Raw genomic sequence first — 13,853 nt, 5'->3', positions numbered from 1 at the left:
CCCTCCCTCCCCCTTTAAGCGCAACCATCGATCGCCGGGCCGCACAGCCCGCGCATCTGCGACCGCCGCTTTCGAGCGATGCGGTCGCCTTTCTTTCGGAGATCGCCATGCAGGCAACCAGCACCCCCATCCCTCTCGGCGAGCGCATGCTCACCGAACTCGATCATCGACGCCTGAGCAGGCTGCAGCACAAGGGCGCACCAGCGGCACTCGACGACCTGCTCGACGGTACCGACGTCGTGGCGTCGCGCGAGGTCTCCGCCGACGTGGTCACCATCAACTCGAAAGTGCAGATCGTGGATGCGCACACAGGACAGGCGCAGACGCTCACGCTCTGCTATCCCGCCGATGCCGATCCTGCCCGAGGCTTCGTGTCGGTGATGAGCCCGGTGGGCCTCGCGTTGATCGGTCTGCGCGTGGGCGATCTCGCGCGCTGGCACACGCCGGCCGGCGAAAGCGTCGGCGCGCGTGTCGAGCAGCTGCTCTTCCAGCCCGAGGCGAACGGAGAGTACACGCGCTGACGGAGCTCTCAGTCCAGCGTCGCCAGATACGCGGCGATATCCCGAGCATCCTGTTCCGACACCCCCATCGCGGGCATCGCCGTGCGCGGATCGACCTCGTGCGTGTGGCGCAGCCAGCGCTCCATGTTGTCGGGCGTGTTGGCCAGGTGGCCGCCGATCATCGTGCGGCGGGCCATCCCGCTCAGCGGCGGGCCGACGTGGGGCGAGGAGCCCGTCACGCCGGGAATGGTGTGGCAGGCGTTGCAGGCGTACTGGTACAAAGCCCGTACGCCGCGCCGCGCGTCGCCGGGGCTCGGCTGCGCGGCTGGAAGCGATTCGCGTGCTTCGCAGCTGCCCCCGCTGCGTGCGTGCTCGGCATAAGCGGCCGGCGTGAGATCGGGCAGGCGTTCGAGGAATGCGACCACCGCCCACAGGTCGTGGTCGGACAGGCGGTATTCCCACGCCGGCATACCGCTCATGCGGATGCCGTGCTTGGTCACCCAGTACAGCTCGCGCGTGTTCCAGTGCCGGCGCGCATCGACCAGCGGTCCGGGCAACGGCTGCATGCTCTTGCCGATGTCGCCTTGCGCCACGCCGGGGCCGCCGTGGCACTGCTGGCACTTGGCGACGAAGCAGGCCGCGCCGCGTTGCACGAGCAAGGGGTCGTCGAGCCGCGGCGGCTCGATGCCGCGGGCGCGCAGGCGCACCGATTGACGCATCGCGACTTCGAGCACCGAATACACCGGCTGCGTGTGCTGCTCGGTCGCCGCCACGTTGTAGAAGCCGCCCCACACGAAGGCAGCGCCGCCGGCCAGCCCGGCGAGGGCGAGGACCGCGAGCGTCGTTAGAACGGTCCGGGTGGTGCTCATGTTTGGCGGCATTGTCCGACGCGCGTGAGCGCCGCCCTGTCGGCGCGCAGCGCATTCGGCAGGGAACAATCGAACGCATGGTCGACGCTCCCCTGCCACCGGCGCATTCACCCACTGCGCGCCGCGTGGTGCTGCTGCTCGCCTTGCTCGCGGGCGGCTGCGACATGGTGGGCCCGCGCGCACCGGTGTATGCCGACGCGCCTGCCGCGCAGGTGGCGCGCGGCCGGTCATTGCTCGCCCAGTACCAGTGCGGCAGCTGCCATGTCATCCCCGGCGTGGCGGCGGCGCGCGGCGGCGTGGGGCCTGCACTCGAATCCTTCGGCCGCCGCAGCTACATCGCCGGCGAGGTGCCGAGCAATCCCAGGTCGCTGGCGCAGTGGCTGGTCGCACCCGATGCGCTGGTGCCCGGCACCACGATGCCCGCGATGGGCGTTTCGCCCGACGACGCACGCGACATGGCGGCCTACCTGATGGCGCTCGAATGAGCGTCGCGGCCACGTCCATCTGGCACGCGGCGGGCCCGGTGGCCGCATCGCTGCTGCAGGTCAGCATCGTCATCACCGTGGGCGCCACGCTGATCTTCGTCGGCATGATGGCGCTGCTCGCGCTGGCCCTGCGAAAGCGCAGCGGCCGCGTCGATGCGCGCTGGTGGGTGCTCGGTGGCGGGCTGGTTTTTCCGAGCGTCGTGCTGGCCGCCCTGTTCATGTACAGCGAAGCCAGGAAGCCGCCGTGGCGCGAGGCCCCGCCGCCGGATGCGTTGGTGATCGGCGTCACCGGCCACATGTGGTGGTGGGAGCTGCGCTACCGCGACCCGGCCACGGGCGCCGAGATCGTCGCGGCCAACGAGCTTCGCATTCCGGTGGGCCGCCCGGTCTACCTGGGCCTGACGAGCGGCGACGTGATCCACAGCTTCTGGGTGCCCGCCCTCGGCGGCAAGATGGACATGCTGCCCGGCCGCGTGCAGCACCTGCTGCTGCAGGCCGACCGCGCGGGCGTGTTCCGCGGCGCCTGCGCCGAGTACTGCGGCGAGCAGCATGCGCGCATGGCGCTGCACGTGGTGGCCGAGGCGCCGGCGGGATTCGATGCCTGGCTCGCGGCGCAGGCACGGCCCGCGGCGGCATCGAACGCGATGGCGATCGAGCGCGGCCGCGACGCCTTCCTGGCCCACCGCTGCGATGCATGCCACACGGTGCGCGGCGTCGCCGAGCACAGCCGCCTGGGGCCGGACCTCACGCACGTCGGCAGCCGCCTGTACCTGGGCGCGGGCACGCTGGCCAACGATGCAGAAGGTCTGGCGCACTGGGTCGCGCACACGCAGCAACTGAAACCCGGCGCGCGCATGCCGTCGTCGCAGGCCCGAATCGACGCGGCGAGCATCGAGTCGATCGCCACCTGGCTGGCCGAGCTGAAATGAACGGCCCGCTGACATCCGAGCGCCTGCCCTCCGACCTGCCGCGCCCCGCCGGCGAGCGCGAGGCGCTCGAACGCGCCTGGCGCGCACCGCAGGGCTGGCGCCTTCTCTCGGCCGTCAACAACACGCACATCGGCGCCTTCTACATCGTGGCCGCCATGGTGTTCTTCGTGCTGGCCGGCGTGCTGGGCCTGCTGATCCGCGCGCAGCTCGCCGTACCCGACAACACGCTGATCGGCCCCGGCACCTACAACCAGCTCTTCACGATGCACGGCACCGTGATGATGTTCCTGTTCGCGGTGCCGGTGGTCGAGGCGGTGGCCGTCTACCTGCTGCCAGGCATGCTGGGTGCGCGCGACCTGCCCTTTCCGCGGTTGTCGGCCTATGCCTTCTGGGCTTACGCGATCGGCGGGCTGGTCTTCTTCGGCACCCTCTTCTTCGGCCAGGCGCCCGATGGCGGCTGGTTCATGTACCCGCCGCTCACGGGCAAGGAGTTCTCGCCGGGCCGTGGCGCCGACTGGTGGCTACTGGGCATCGGCTTCATCGAGATCTCGGCCATCGCGGGCGCGATCGAGCTGATCATCGGCATCCTCTTCACGCGCGCGCCGGGCATGACGCTGATGCGCATGCCGGTGTTCGCCTGGGCCATGCTGGTGACGGCGCTGATGATCGTGTTCGCGTTCCCGGCGGTGATCGCGGCCACCACCCTGCTCGAGCTGGAGCGCGCCTTCGACTGGCCCTTCTTCATCGCCGAGCGCGGCGGCGACCCGGTGCTGTGGCAGCACCTCTTCTGGTTCTTCGGCCACCCCGAGGTCTACATCATCTTCCTGCCGGCGGCCGGCATGGTGTCGATGATGGTGGCCACGCTCGCCGGCACGCCGCTGGTCGGCTACCGCGCGATCGTCGCGGCATTGGCCGGCGTGGGGCTGCTGAGCTTCGCGCTGTGGGTGCACCACATGTTCGCCGTGGGCCTGGGCGCGCTGGCGTTGACGCTGACCTCGGCCGCCAGCTTCGCGGTCGCCATACCGAGCGGCGTGCAGGTCTTCGCGTGGATCGCGACCTTCTGGCGCGGGCAGGTGAAAAGCGACACGCCGACGCTCTTCCTGCTGGGCTTTCACTTCATCTTCGTGCTGGGCGGGCTCACCGGCGTCATGGTCGCGGTGCTGCCTTTCGACTGGCAGGCGCACGACAGCTACTTCATCGTCGCGCACCTTCATTACGTGCTGATCGGGGGCATGGTGTTTCCGCTGTTCGCGGGCTTCTACTACTGGGCGCCGATCTTCAACGGCCATCGTTTGTCGGAGCGCTGGGGCCGCTGGGTCTTCGGCCTGATGTTCGGCGGCTTCAACCTGGCTTTCTTCCCGATGCACATCAGCGGCCTGATGGGCATGCCGCGCCGCATCTACACCTACCCGGGCGACCTGGGCTGGAACACCTTGAACATGCTGTCGACCCTCGGCGCCTTCGTGCTGGCCGCGGGTGTGCTGCTGTTCTTCATCGATGCCATCCGCACGCTGCGCCGGCCCGAGCAGGACCATGGCAACCCATGGAACGCCGGCACGCTCGAATGGCTGCCGCCGCGCGACTACGGCGTGCGCAGCATTCCGCAAGTGCAGTCGCGCGAGCCGCTGTGGCGCCAGCCCGAGCTGCCGCGCGAAGTGGAAGAAGGCCGCCACTGGCTGCCCGGCACGGCCTTCGGCGGCCGCGAGACCCTGGTCACCAGCGTGGTCGATGCACGGCCGCTGCACCTGCTGCGCCTGCCCACCGACGGCTGGCCGCCGTTTCTGGCGGCGGCTGGCACGGCGGGCTTCTTCCTGCTGCTGACGGCCGAGCTCATGGTGCCGGCCTTCGCCTGCGGGCTGGGGGCCGTCGGCGCGATCGTGTGGTGGCTGTGGCAATCCGACCAGCCGCCGCCCGCCTCCCACGCGACGGTGGCGACCGGCGTGCAGTTGCCCGTGGGCAGCAGCCACTGGAAGAACTCGCATTCCTGGTGGGCCATGATCGTGCTGCTCGCGGTGGACATGACGGTGTTCGCCTGCTTCGCGTACTCGCACCTGCACGTGTCGATGGCAGCCGACGTGTGCCCGCCGCCGGGTGCCGCGCTGCCGCCCGTCCAACGCGCCCTCGCATCGGGCGCGCTGCTGTTGGCGGGCTCGCTGGCCCTTGGCCTCGCGGCGCGGCGCCTGCGCGAAGCCGACGCCACGCGGCAACGCGGCCTGCGGGCCTTGGTCGTGGTGGCGATGCTCTGCGCATTGGCCGGATTCGGTATCGACCTCGACGGCCATCGGCAAGCCGGGCTGAACCCGAGCGCCGAGGGCTGGAGCGCGAGCGTCGCCCTGCTGCTGGCCTACCAGGGCTTCCACATGGTCGTGTTGATGCTGATGGGCAGCTACCTGCTGGTGCGCTCGTGGACAGGCCGGCTGCAGCCGAGCGCCCGAGCCACCCTCGACAACACCGCGCCGATGTGGCACGGCACCACGGCGCAGGGCTTGATCGCGCTGTTGCTCGTCCAGGCATTGCCGCGGCTCCTGGGTTGAGGCCGCGGCCGCCGACAGGAGGCGTCAGCCCCCTCTCACACGCGGCGTCACGCCAGCTGGCGACAGTGGGCCATGTCATTCAATCAAAGGAAAGAAGCCATGGCCAACAGCAGCATCCTGGGCGGCGAACACGCGCCCGCGCAGCCTTCGGGCACCGACGTCGACGCGCTCGGCCCGAGCGATTCGAGCGACAGCGGCAGCGACGTGCAGACCGACCGCAACCACACCGAACTGCCCGATGAAGCGAGCGAGGGCGCATTGCCCATCGCGCACGGCAGCACCACCGATGCCGCAGGCACCGGTGAGCGCGCCGGCGCCGATGCGGCACCGCCTCGCGAAGATGCCGACGTGCTGCCCGATCGCATCGGCACGCTGCCACCGGGCACGCAGGATGCGTTGGACGACCCCGACGCAGCCGCCGTCGACGAGCTCGCGCTCGGCGACCACGAAGAGGCCGAGCGCCAGCAGGACGCGTAAAAAAGCCTTGGGGCAGGCACATGGCCCGCCCCGAGGCTTCTCGATGCGTCGCGCTCAGGCAGCCGCCATCATCTCCTGCATCAACTCTTCCTTGCGGGCTTCCAGCTGGGCACGCATGGCGACGAGATCCACGCCGCGCGCGGCACGGGCCTTGACGAAGAGTTCACCACGCTCTTCCTTGACGTGGTGGTCGATGTACTCGCCCAGCACCTTGACCTTGGCGTCGTACATGTCGTCGACTTCCGTCGCCTGCTGGATCTGCGCGATCAAGTCCTTGGCACTCGCATGCTCCACCTCGGCCTCGTCGAGCAGGTCGGTCTCCTTGATCGCCTCTCGCAGCGGCGGGTAGAAGATTTCTTCTTCGAGCTGCGTGTGGATGATCAATTCCATGCAGATCTCGTTGGCGAGTTCGCGGCGCTTTTCGGCCGCATTGGCGGCGCGCGAGCCGGCCATCTCGTCGTATTCCTTGAACATCTTCTTCACCTTGCGGTGGTCGGCGTCGAGCAGGGTGCAGGCATCGGGTTCGCTTCGCTTGGTCGCAGTCGTCATCGTGGTTCTCCGTCGTGGGTTTGTAGAAGCCCCAGGATGGCCGTGCGCCGCGCGGTAAGCGTAGGAAATCGTCGTGACGCCATAGCGGTTGCCGTCGCGCCGCGGCTGGCGCCGTCACTGATGAGTGACCGACAGACACCGACGTGCAGCTTCGGCCTGCCGCATGGGTTTTGCTGCGCGCGGTCCTACAGCGCGTGGCGACCGAGTCCTCGATAAACCAGCGAGTCACACGTCGCGCACACCTCTCGCACCTCTCTGCTGTATCCGGTACGCGCAGCATCGCTCAGGGAGACCACCATTCGCGCGGCATCGGCGCCGCCGCTTCAGTCCTTCGCTGCAGGCGCCTCGCTCGATGCTTGCAGCCCGCGCGCCAGCGCATTCAACTCGTTCGCCAGGACGCCGAGGCGCGTCAACTGCCGTTGCATGACGCACAGGGTTTCGTGGCGCAGGCCTGGGTCGGTTCGTGCCTCGGTGGATGTCAGCAGGTCCAGGGCCGCCGCCAGGGTGCCCAGTGGCGTGCGCAGGTCGTGGTCGAGCCGCATCGCATGCGTGCCATGTTCCGCGAGGCTTCGTCGCAGCACCGCGGCCTCCGTTTCGTTCGCACGGCCGCCGGGTTCCACGAGCTTGTCCGCGTCAGGCTGCGTCGTCATCGAAGCTCCTTCCGAAAACCTGACCGGCTTCAGTCCGCCGCATCCGCCTCGCCGCGGCGCAGCGCCAGGTGGTCCTCGATCAGCTTGGCCATCTTGTCGATGTCGACCGGCTTGGTGAGGTGCGCGTCGAAGCCCGCCTCCAGCGACCGGCGCACATCGCTTTCTTGCCCCCATCCCGTCATGGCGACCAGGATTGCCTGCGCGCCCTGCGAGCCTGCCCGAAGCCGGCGCGCGGCCTCGTGGCCGTCGAGATCGGGCATGCCAATATCCATCAACACGACCGCGGGCCGATGCTCGGCCGCCAGCTCGAGCGCCTGCAGGCCGCCGCCGGCGGTCAGGGTTCGGTAGCCGTCGATTTCAAGCAGTTTGGCCACACCCCAGGCGGCGTCTTCGTTGTCGTCGGCGATCAGCACCAGCACGTCGCTGGCCTTGCGGGCGGTCGCGGCCGGCGTCGGTGCGGCAGCGGCCGAATCGCGTGTGCCCAACGCACGCACCAGCGGCAGCCCCAGGCGGAACTCGCTGCCGCGCCCCGGCCCGTGCGACGTGGCCTTGAGCCAGCCACCGTGCAGTTCGGCGATGTTGCGCGACAGCGCGAGCCCGATGCCGAGCCCGGCGCCGGCCCGGTCCAGCGCGAGCGGCGCCTGCGAGAACATGTCGAACATGCCTTCGATTTCGGCAGGCACCATGCCGATGCCGTCGTCGGCCACCGCCACGACCACCTCGTTGCCCGAGACCTCGGCCGACACCGTGATGTGGCCACCCGAGGGCGTGTACTTGGCCGCGTTGCTGACCAGGTTGATCACCACCTGGGCCAGCCGAACCGGGTCGCCGTCGACCTCCAGTTCGTTGCCGGGCAGCCGCACCGACAGCTGGTGGGACGCCGCCTCGACGATCGGCCGGGTCGCTTCGAGCGCCGTCTCGATCACGCCCGAGATGGCGGTTGGCCGCTTCTGCAAGGACAGCCGCCCCAGCCGAAGCCGGGAGACGTCGAGCAACTCGTCGAGCAGCGCGCCCATGGCGGCGGCCTGGCGGCGCACCACCTCGGCCGCACGGTGGTGGTCGTCGCCGCCGCTGCGGCTCAGGTCCAGCACCTGCGCGGCGGAAGCGATCGAGGCCAGCGGGTTGCGCAGCTCGTGCGAGAGCACGGCCAGGAACCAGTCTTTGGCGGCATCGGCGGCCTGCAACTCGTCGCGCGCGATCCGTGCATCTTCGAGGGCCTGCGCCTGCTCGGCCTGGCTGCGTTCGACGGCCTGCTGCGCCTCGCGCATGGCGCTGATGTCGCGGACCGTGGCCGTGCCGGCCATGACCTTGCCGCCGTCGTCGCGAATGGGTGACACCGTGAGCGCCACCTCGATGCCGGTGCCGTCCTTGCGCCGGCGCACGGTCTCGTAGTTCTCGAGCGGCAGCGCGGCCATCAGCTTGGCGAACAGCATGTCGTTCTCGGCCTCGCCATCCATCGACAGCACGGACAGCGGCTGCCCGATGGCCTCTTCCGCGGTGTAGCCGAAGATGCGCTCGGCGCCCCCGTTCCAGCTCAGGATGGTGCGCTCGAGCGTGAAGCTCACGATGGCGTCGCTGGACGAGCCGCCCACCGCCGACAGCCAGAGCCGCACCTCTTCGGCCTGCTTGCGCTCGGTGATGTTGACGAAGGACAGCACCACGCCGGCGATCCGGTCGTCGATGGTGCGGTAAGGCAGCAAGCGCGCCAGGTACCAGCTGCCGTCTGCCTGGCCGACCTCGTGCTCGATCGGCACCAGGCGGTCGAGCACACGCTGCGCGTCGTCGCCGAGTTCGGGGTACTGCAGCTGGGTCGTCAGGTCGGTCAGGGGCCGGCCGACGTCGGTCGGGATCAGGTTGAAAAGCGTCACCGCAGAGGGCGTGTAGCGGGTGATGCGCAGATCGCGGTCGAGGAACACGGTGGCGATGGCCGTCGCGTCCATGAGGTTGTGCATGTCGCTGTTGGCATGCCCGAGCTCGTCGACCTTGCTCTTGAGCTCGTGGTTGACGGTGGTCAGCTCCTCGTTGATGGACTGCAGCTCTTCCCGGCTCGTCTCCAGCTCTTCCGTGGCCGAGCGCAGCTCCTCGTTCATGGCCTGCAGCTCTTCGTTGCTGGCCTTCAGCTCCTCGGTGGAGGCTTCGTATTGCTCCACCGTGTCGCGCAGGTGGGACTTCAGGCGCTCCAGCTCGCGGTCGAGGTGGCGCGCGACCGGGTCGGCTTCCGCGCGCAAGACCGGCGCATCGAGCGTGCTCGACGTCGGCGCGGGCACCTGCGTCTGCAGCATGACGAGGTAGATGTCGGCGCCCAGGTCGATGGCGGGCGTGACGCGGAGCGTGATGATCAAGTTCTCGCCGCCGAGGCTCACCGGCACGTCGGTCACCTCGGCGCTGGTCTTGGTCTGCGCCGCCTGGTAGAGCGCCGCGCGCAGATCGATGCGCAGGTTGGGGTTGATCGCGCGCAGCAGGTTGCGGCTGGGCTCGCCGCCGCCGTATTGCAGGAACCGGCCCGCGCTGGACGACAGGTGAACGATGTCGTATTCGCTGTCGACCACGATCGACGGCGGCGCCAGGTGCTCGAGCAGCCGAAGGTGAAGGTCGCTCCACGATGCCTGGCGGCCTTCGGTGGTGCGCCCGGTGCGCGCCGGCGTCGTCGCGGTCTGGTCGAAGGCGGTGCCGACCATCACCGCGCCGTCGCGCGCCGCCTGCTGCGCTTCGAGCGCCAGTGCCAGGATGCCCGGCCCGGACGGCACGGGCAGGCCCACGCGCGGAGTCGGCCGCTGCATGTAGATGCGATGCTTCTTGTCGAGCACGCTGAAGTGCTGGCTGCCGTCCTCCACCGATTCGGAAGAACCCAGGAACATCCGCGCGCCGGGCAGCAGCGCGAAGTGAAAGGTGTCGAACACGCGGGTCTGCGCGTCGCGGTTCAGATAGATCAGCAGGTTGCGGCAGCTCACCAGGTCGAGCCTGGAGAATGGCGAATCCTTCAGCACGTCGTGCATCGCGAACAGCACCATCTCGCGCAGTTCGCGGCGCACGCGGTAGCCGCGGTGCTCCTTGATGAAGAAGCGGCGCAGGCGCTCTTCCGACACGTCCGCCTCGATGGCAGCGGGATAGATGCCCTCGCGCGCGGTCTGAATCGCCTCTTCGTCGAGGTCGGTGGCGAAGATCTGGATCAGCGGCGGCGCGTCGAGCATGTGCACATGCTCGCTCAGCAGCATGGCCAGCGAATACGCCTCTTCGCCCGTCGCACAGGCCGCGACCCACACGCGCACCGCCTCGTTCGCGCCCTTGCTGGAGAACAAGGCCGGAATCTGCTGCTCGAGTGCCGCGAAGCAATCGCCGTCGCGGAAGAAGGCGGTGACGCTGATCAGCAGGTCCTGCAGCAGCGCGCCCGATTCGCCGGGGCGCGTGCGCAGGCAGTTGAGGTAGCTGGGCAGGTCGTCGATGCCGTTGACCTGCATGCGCCGGCCGACGCGGCGCAGGACCGTGGCGCGCTTGTAGTACGAGAAGTCGCGTCCGGTACGCGTGCGCAGGAAGGTCAGCACGTCACGCAGGGCCGCCTCGTCGGCCTTGCTCGACCGGGAAGCCTGCTCCGGCAGCGGAACCTCTTCGGGCGGCAGGCGCAGTTCGTTTTCGAGGCGGTAGTAGTCAAGCAGCTTGCCCGCGATCTCGGCCACGGGCAGCACCCAGTCGACCATGCCGGTGGCGATGGCGGAGCGCGGCATGCCGCTGTGCTGGGCCTCGTCGGGGTCTTGCGCCACGGTCAGCCCGCCGCGCTCCTTGATGCGCTTGATGCCGATGGCACCGTCGCCGTCGGCGCCCGAGAGCACGATCGCGGTCGAATGCGGGCCGTGGGTGTCGGCCAGGGTGCGGAAGAACAGGTTGACCGCGACATGCCGGCCGCGCTCGAATTGCAGGTCGCCCAGCTGAAGATGCCCGTCGACCGCGCGCAGCGACTTGCGCGGCGGAATCACGTAGACCTTGTTCGGCTCGATGCGCAGCGTGTCCTGAACCTGCATCACCGGCATGGTTGTGCAACGCTGCAGCAGTTCGGGCAGCGTGCTTTCGTGCTCGGCCGACAGGTGCAGCACCACCACGAAGGCGATGCCCGGCTCGGGCGGCACGGTGTTGAAGAAAGAGATCAGCGAGGCGATGGCGCCGGCCGATCCGCCAAGCCCGACCACGGGGATGGTTTGGAAGTTCCGGGCGGGGAAAGCGTTGTCGCCCGGTTCAGGGCTGGCTTCCTCGGCCTGGTCGGGGTTCAGATCGCTCATCCTGCCTCACTTGGAACGCGACGATTATGCGCCGCCGCGTGATGGGGAACGATCGAACTCAGGGCATTCCGGCGAAGCGGGCACGCCGTTTGCCGAAACCATGGGAAACGACCCGCACGGGATCGCCCGACTCAAGGAGCCGCCTTGTCCACCCAGTACATCCAGAGAGCTGCGTCCCCTTCGGCCGACGAAGCACAGCCCACGCCGTTCGAGGCCGAGCACCGCTTTCAATACCGAGGCTGGGAGGTCACCGTGCAGATCGACGGAATGGCTGACGGCTGCGTCGCCGGGCATGCGCAACTGAATGCCGGCAACTACAGTTGCCGCCTGGTGCTCGCCGGGCGGCACCACGACGGCAGTGCGGCGATCGACGCGCTGGACCGGAAGGCCCGGGCGCTCATCGACGACCGCGAGGCCCTCGCCGCGCTGAGCCAGCGCAACGTGGGCCCGAGGGCTTCGGCCGATCAGGCCGGCGCCTGAGCGCCGACTCCGACCTCGACCTCGACCGGGCCCGCAACCGTTGCTGCAACGGGGACCGCGGCCGAGACCGCAGCAGCATCCTGCTCACGCTGCAGGCGAACCGCCTTGCTCTTCAGGCCCGCCGCCCGCGCCTCCTCGGGCGTGAACTCGTGCGCCTTGCCCTGCTCGTGCGCGGCCCGGCCGCCCTCCCTGGCGATGTCGCGCTGTCGGCTCGGGTCCATGCCGGCGAAGCCGCGGCCGCGACGGGGGATGGGGTTGTCGGCATTGTCGAGATCGAGATCGCGCATCTGTGTTTCTCCATGTTGCGAAGGTCCGAGGGGGAAGCGGCCGCCCACGCGCTCGTCGCGGGCGCCCGCCATTACGTACGGCAAACGGGATGCCCGCGGTTCGAAGCCCGAGCCGGCGTCATCAGGCGGCCACGCGCTGCTCGAATGCGGGCAGCCTGAGTTCCTGGCGGTACTTGGTGACCGTTCGACGCGCGATGCTGAAGCCCTGCTGCGCGAGCCTTCGCGCCAGCTCGGCATCGCTCAACGGGGCCTGCGGCGGCTCGTCGGCCACCAGCGAGGCGATGAGGCACTTCATCGCGCTCGGCGCGCAGGCGCCCTTGCCGTTGTTGCCGCCCTTGCCGCTGTTTCCGCTGTGGCGCAAGCCGCGTGAAAAGAAATACTTGAGCTCGAACACCCCGAACGGCGTGGCCAGAAACTTCTCGTGCACGGCGCGCGACACGGTGGAGGCATGCACACCGACGGCATCGGCAATCTCCTGCAGGCCCAGCGGCTTCATGGCCAGCGCGCCGTAGTCGAAGAACAGGTGCTGCCGCTCGACGATGGCCTGCGCCACGGCCTGGATGGTGGAGCGGCGCTGCGACAGCTTCTGGACGGTCCAGCGTGCGCGCTCGAGGTAGGCGTTGAGTTCAGTGCCGGCATCGTTGTCGGCCCTGGTGGCGACGCTGTTGCCGGTGGTGCCGGTGTTGCGGGTGTTGCGCCGGTGCGCTTCGTACAGACCCGCGCAAGCGTCGTGCAGCCGCACGCGCGGCATCGCTGCCTCGTTCAGATGCACGGTCCACGCGATCCCCGAGCGCTGCGCCACCACGTCGGGCACGATGTTCCGCGCCGCCGTGCCACCGTATCGCCAGCCCGGATGCGGGTCGAGGCGGCGGATGCAGTCGACGGCCTCGCGCACGGCCGCCTGCGGTTCGCCGAGTGCAGCGGCCAGGCGCCGCGGGTTGTGCGCGGCCAGCAGCTCGATGTGATCGGCCACGACGCGAAGCGCCAGCGTACGGGTGCCGCTCTCGGGCTGGCGCCGCAGCTGCAGGCGCAGGCCTTCGGGCACGCTGCGCGCGCCGACGCCGGCCGGGTCGAGCGACTGCACGCGGCACAGCGCGGTACGCAGCGCGGCGGGAACCCCCTCGGCATCGTCGACGTTCTCATCGCCCTCATCGCCCTCTTCGTTCTCTTCGCCTGCAGATGGCGTCCAGCCGACCGAAGCGGCGATGTCCGCCAGCGAGATGCGCAGGTAGCCATCCTCGTCCAGCGATTCGACCACTGCGGCGGCCCAGCTTCTTTCGTCCTCGCTCAGGCGCAGCACACCGAGTTGCGCATGCAGATGGGCAGCGAGCGAGTCGGCCAGTGGAAGGTTCTGCAACTGGTCGAGTCCCAGCGCCTGCGATGCGGGCAACGCGGCGCTGCGTTCGACGACGTGCTGCGGCGGCGCTGCCGCGTCGTCCTGCGATCCATCGCCGGCCAGCGGCGCATCGTCGACTTCGAGGAAGGGGTTGGCGTCGGCGCTGTCTTGCAGGGCCTTCGCATAGTCGAGCGCGGAGAGCTGCAGGAGTCGCACCGCCTGTTGCAACCAGGGCGAGACGATCGGGGCTTGGGTCAGCCGGGCATGCAGCGCTGGGACGGTCATGGCGGGACGGGCAGGCAAGTTCTACACAAAGGGTCACCCTGCGCAACGTGCATGCCAGGGCCAACCGGGGCGAATCCAGCGTGAATCCGGCATGAATCGACCGTTTGGTATTCAGCTGCGCGCCTTGAAACAGGTCAGCAGCCGTAACTCTTGCTGCAAACTTTGCCGATCGGTGGACGCCGACGGCACGACGGCACCTAG

The 13,853-nt window shown here is 69.2% G+C and carries 12 protein-coding genes; 6 read left to right on the top strand and 6 right to left on the bottom strand.

Features of this window, described 5'->3' with window-relative positions; genetic code table 11:
* On the top strand, positions 1-521 hold a 521-nt coding region (locus B0W80_RS32255), incomplete at its 5' end, for a GreA/GreB family elongation factor (protein ID WP_306171887.1).
* A gap of 8 nt (positions 522-529) precedes the next feature.
* Here the strand turns inward: B0W80_RS32255 and B0W80_RS32250 are convergent.
* The gene (locus B0W80_RS32250) at positions 530-1,369 is read right to left on the bottom strand and encodes a c-type cytochrome (RefSeq protein WP_143684877.1); all 840 of its coding nucleotides are present in this window, start codon (positions 1,367-1,369) and stop codon (positions 530-532) included.
* 77 nt (positions 1,370-1,446) lie between these two features.
* Here B0W80_RS32250 and B0W80_RS32245 point away from each other — a divergent pair, with 77 nt between their 5' ends.
* From B0W80_RS32245 to B0W80_RS32230, 4 genes are all read left to right on the top strand, one after another.
* Entirely contained in the window at positions 1,447-1,854 is a 408-nt protein-coding gene (locus tag B0W80_RS32245) for a cytochrome c family protein (RefSeq protein ID WP_077003232.1), read from the top strand.
* Complete coding sequence (locus B0W80_RS32240) at positions 1,851-2,783, top strand: c-type cytochrome (protein ID WP_077003231.1); 933 nt, start codon at positions 1,851-1,853, stop codon at positions 2,781-2,783. Before B0W80_RS32245 ends, B0W80_RS32240 begins: the two co-directional genes overlap by 4 nt.
* The gene (ctaD, locus tag B0W80_RS32235) at positions 2,780-5,317 is read left to right on the top strand and encodes a cytochrome c oxidase subunit I (RefSeq protein ID WP_143684876.1); all 2,538 of its coding nucleotides are present in this window, start codon (positions 2,780-2,782) and stop codon (positions 5,315-5,317) included. The genes B0W80_RS32240 and ctaD overlap by 4 nt, the downstream gene beginning before the upstream one ends.
* Before the next feature lie 99 nt (positions 5,318-5,416).
* Entirely contained in the window at positions 5,417-5,794 is a 378-nt protein-coding gene (locus tag B0W80_RS32230) for a hypothetical protein (RefSeq protein WP_077003230.1), read from the top strand.
* Positions 5,795-5,848: 54 nt separating this feature from the next.
* On the opposite strand, the gene B0W80_RS32225 is transcribed toward B0W80_RS32230, so the two are convergent.
* From B0W80_RS32225 to B0W80_RS32215, 3 genes are all read right to left on the bottom strand, one after another.
* The gene (locus B0W80_RS32225) at positions 5,849-6,343 is read right to left on the bottom strand and encodes a hemerythrin domain-containing protein (RefSeq protein WP_077003229.1); all 495 of its coding nucleotides are present in this window, start codon (positions 6,341-6,343) and stop codon (positions 5,849-5,851) included.
* Between the two features lie 323 nt (positions 6,344-6,666).
* Positions 6,667-6,993 carry a histidine kinase dimerization/phospho-acceptor domain-containing protein gene (locus B0W80_RS32220; RefSeq protein ID WP_077003228.1) on the bottom strand — a complete coding sequence of 109 codons (327 nt, stop codon included), beginning with the start codon at positions 6,991-6,993 and terminating at the stop codon, positions 6,667-6,669.
* Positions 6,994-7,022: 29 nt separating this feature from the next.
* Complete coding sequence (locus B0W80_RS32215) at positions 7,023-11,264, bottom strand: CheR family methyltransferase (RefSeq protein WP_083745777.1); 4,242 nt, start codon at positions 11,262-11,264, stop codon at positions 7,023-7,025.
* Between the two features lie 144 nt (positions 11,265-11,408).
* Here B0W80_RS32215 and B0W80_RS32210 point away from each other — a divergent pair, with 144 nt between their 5' ends.
* The gene (locus B0W80_RS32210) at positions 11,409-11,744 is read left to right on the top strand and encodes a hypothetical protein (RefSeq protein ID WP_077003227.1); all 336 of its coding nucleotides are present in this window, start codon (positions 11,409-11,411) and stop codon (positions 11,742-11,744) included.
* Here B0W80_RS32210 and B0W80_RS34575 read toward each other — a convergent pair.
* On the bottom strand, positions 11,729-12,031 hold the full coding sequence (locus B0W80_RS34575; protein ID WP_083745776.1) for a KGG domain-containing protein: 303 nt from the start codon (positions 12,029-12,031) through the stop codon (positions 11,729-11,731). The genes B0W80_RS32210 and B0W80_RS34575 overlap by 16 nt on opposite strands.
* A gap of 121 nt (positions 12,032-12,152) precedes the next feature.
* On the bottom strand, positions 12,153-13,652 hold the full coding sequence (rpoN, locus tag B0W80_RS32200) for an RNA polymerase factor sigma-54 (protein WP_077003226.1): 1,500 nt from the start codon (positions 13,650-13,652) through the stop codon (positions 12,153-12,155).
* Between the last annotated feature and the right edge of the window lie 201 nt (positions 13,653-13,853).

The organism is Variovorax sp. KK3 (assembly GCF_001984055.1).
In the GTDB taxonomy this organism is placed as follows: domain Bacteria; phylum Pseudomonadota; class Gammaproteobacteria; order Burkholderiales; family Burkholderiaceae_C; genus Variovorax.
Note: the sequence above shows the minus strand (reverse complement) of the source record. Positions and strands in the feature narration are given on the sequence as shown.

Bases quoted from the DNA above. Each gene is read 5' to 3' on its own strand.
- B0W80_RS32250 (WP_143684877.1), bottom strand. From the start codon at position 1,369: ATGAGCACCACCCGGACCGTTCTAACGACGCTCGCGGTCCTCGCCCTC.
- B0W80_RS32245 (WP_077003232.1), top strand. From the start codon at position 1,447: ATGGTCGACGCTCCCCTGCCACCGGCGCATTCACCCACTGCGCGCCGC.
- B0W80_RS32240 (WP_077003231.1), top strand. From the start codon at position 1,851: ATGAGCGTCGCGGCCACGTCCATCTGGCACGCGGCGGGCCCGGTGGCC.
- ctaD (WP_143684876.1), top strand. From the start codon at position 2,780: ATGAACGGCCCGCTGACATCCGAGCGCCTGCCCTCCGACCTGCCGCGC.
- B0W80_RS32230 (WP_077003230.1), top strand. From the start codon at position 5,417: ATGGCCAACAGCAGCATCCTGGGCGGCGAACACGCGCCCGCGCAGCCT.
- B0W80_RS32225 (WP_077003229.1), bottom strand. From the start codon at position 6,343: ATGACGACTGCGACCAAGCGAAGCGAACCCGATGCCTGCACCCTGCTC.
- B0W80_RS32220 (WP_077003228.1), bottom strand. From the start codon at position 6,993: ATGACGACGCAGCCTGACGCGGACAAGCTCGTGGAACCCGGCGGCCGT.
- B0W80_RS32215 (WP_083745777.1), bottom strand. From the start codon at position 11,264: ATGAGCGATCTGAACCCCGACCAGGCCGAGGAAGCCAGCCCTGAACCG.
- B0W80_RS34575 (WP_083745776.1), bottom strand. From the start codon at position 12,031: ATGCGCGATCTCGATCTCGACAATGCCGACAACCCCATCCCCCGTCGC.
- rpoN (WP_077003226.1), bottom strand. From the start codon at position 13,652: ATGACCGTCCCAGCGCTGCATGCCCGGCTGACCCAAGCCCCGATCGTC.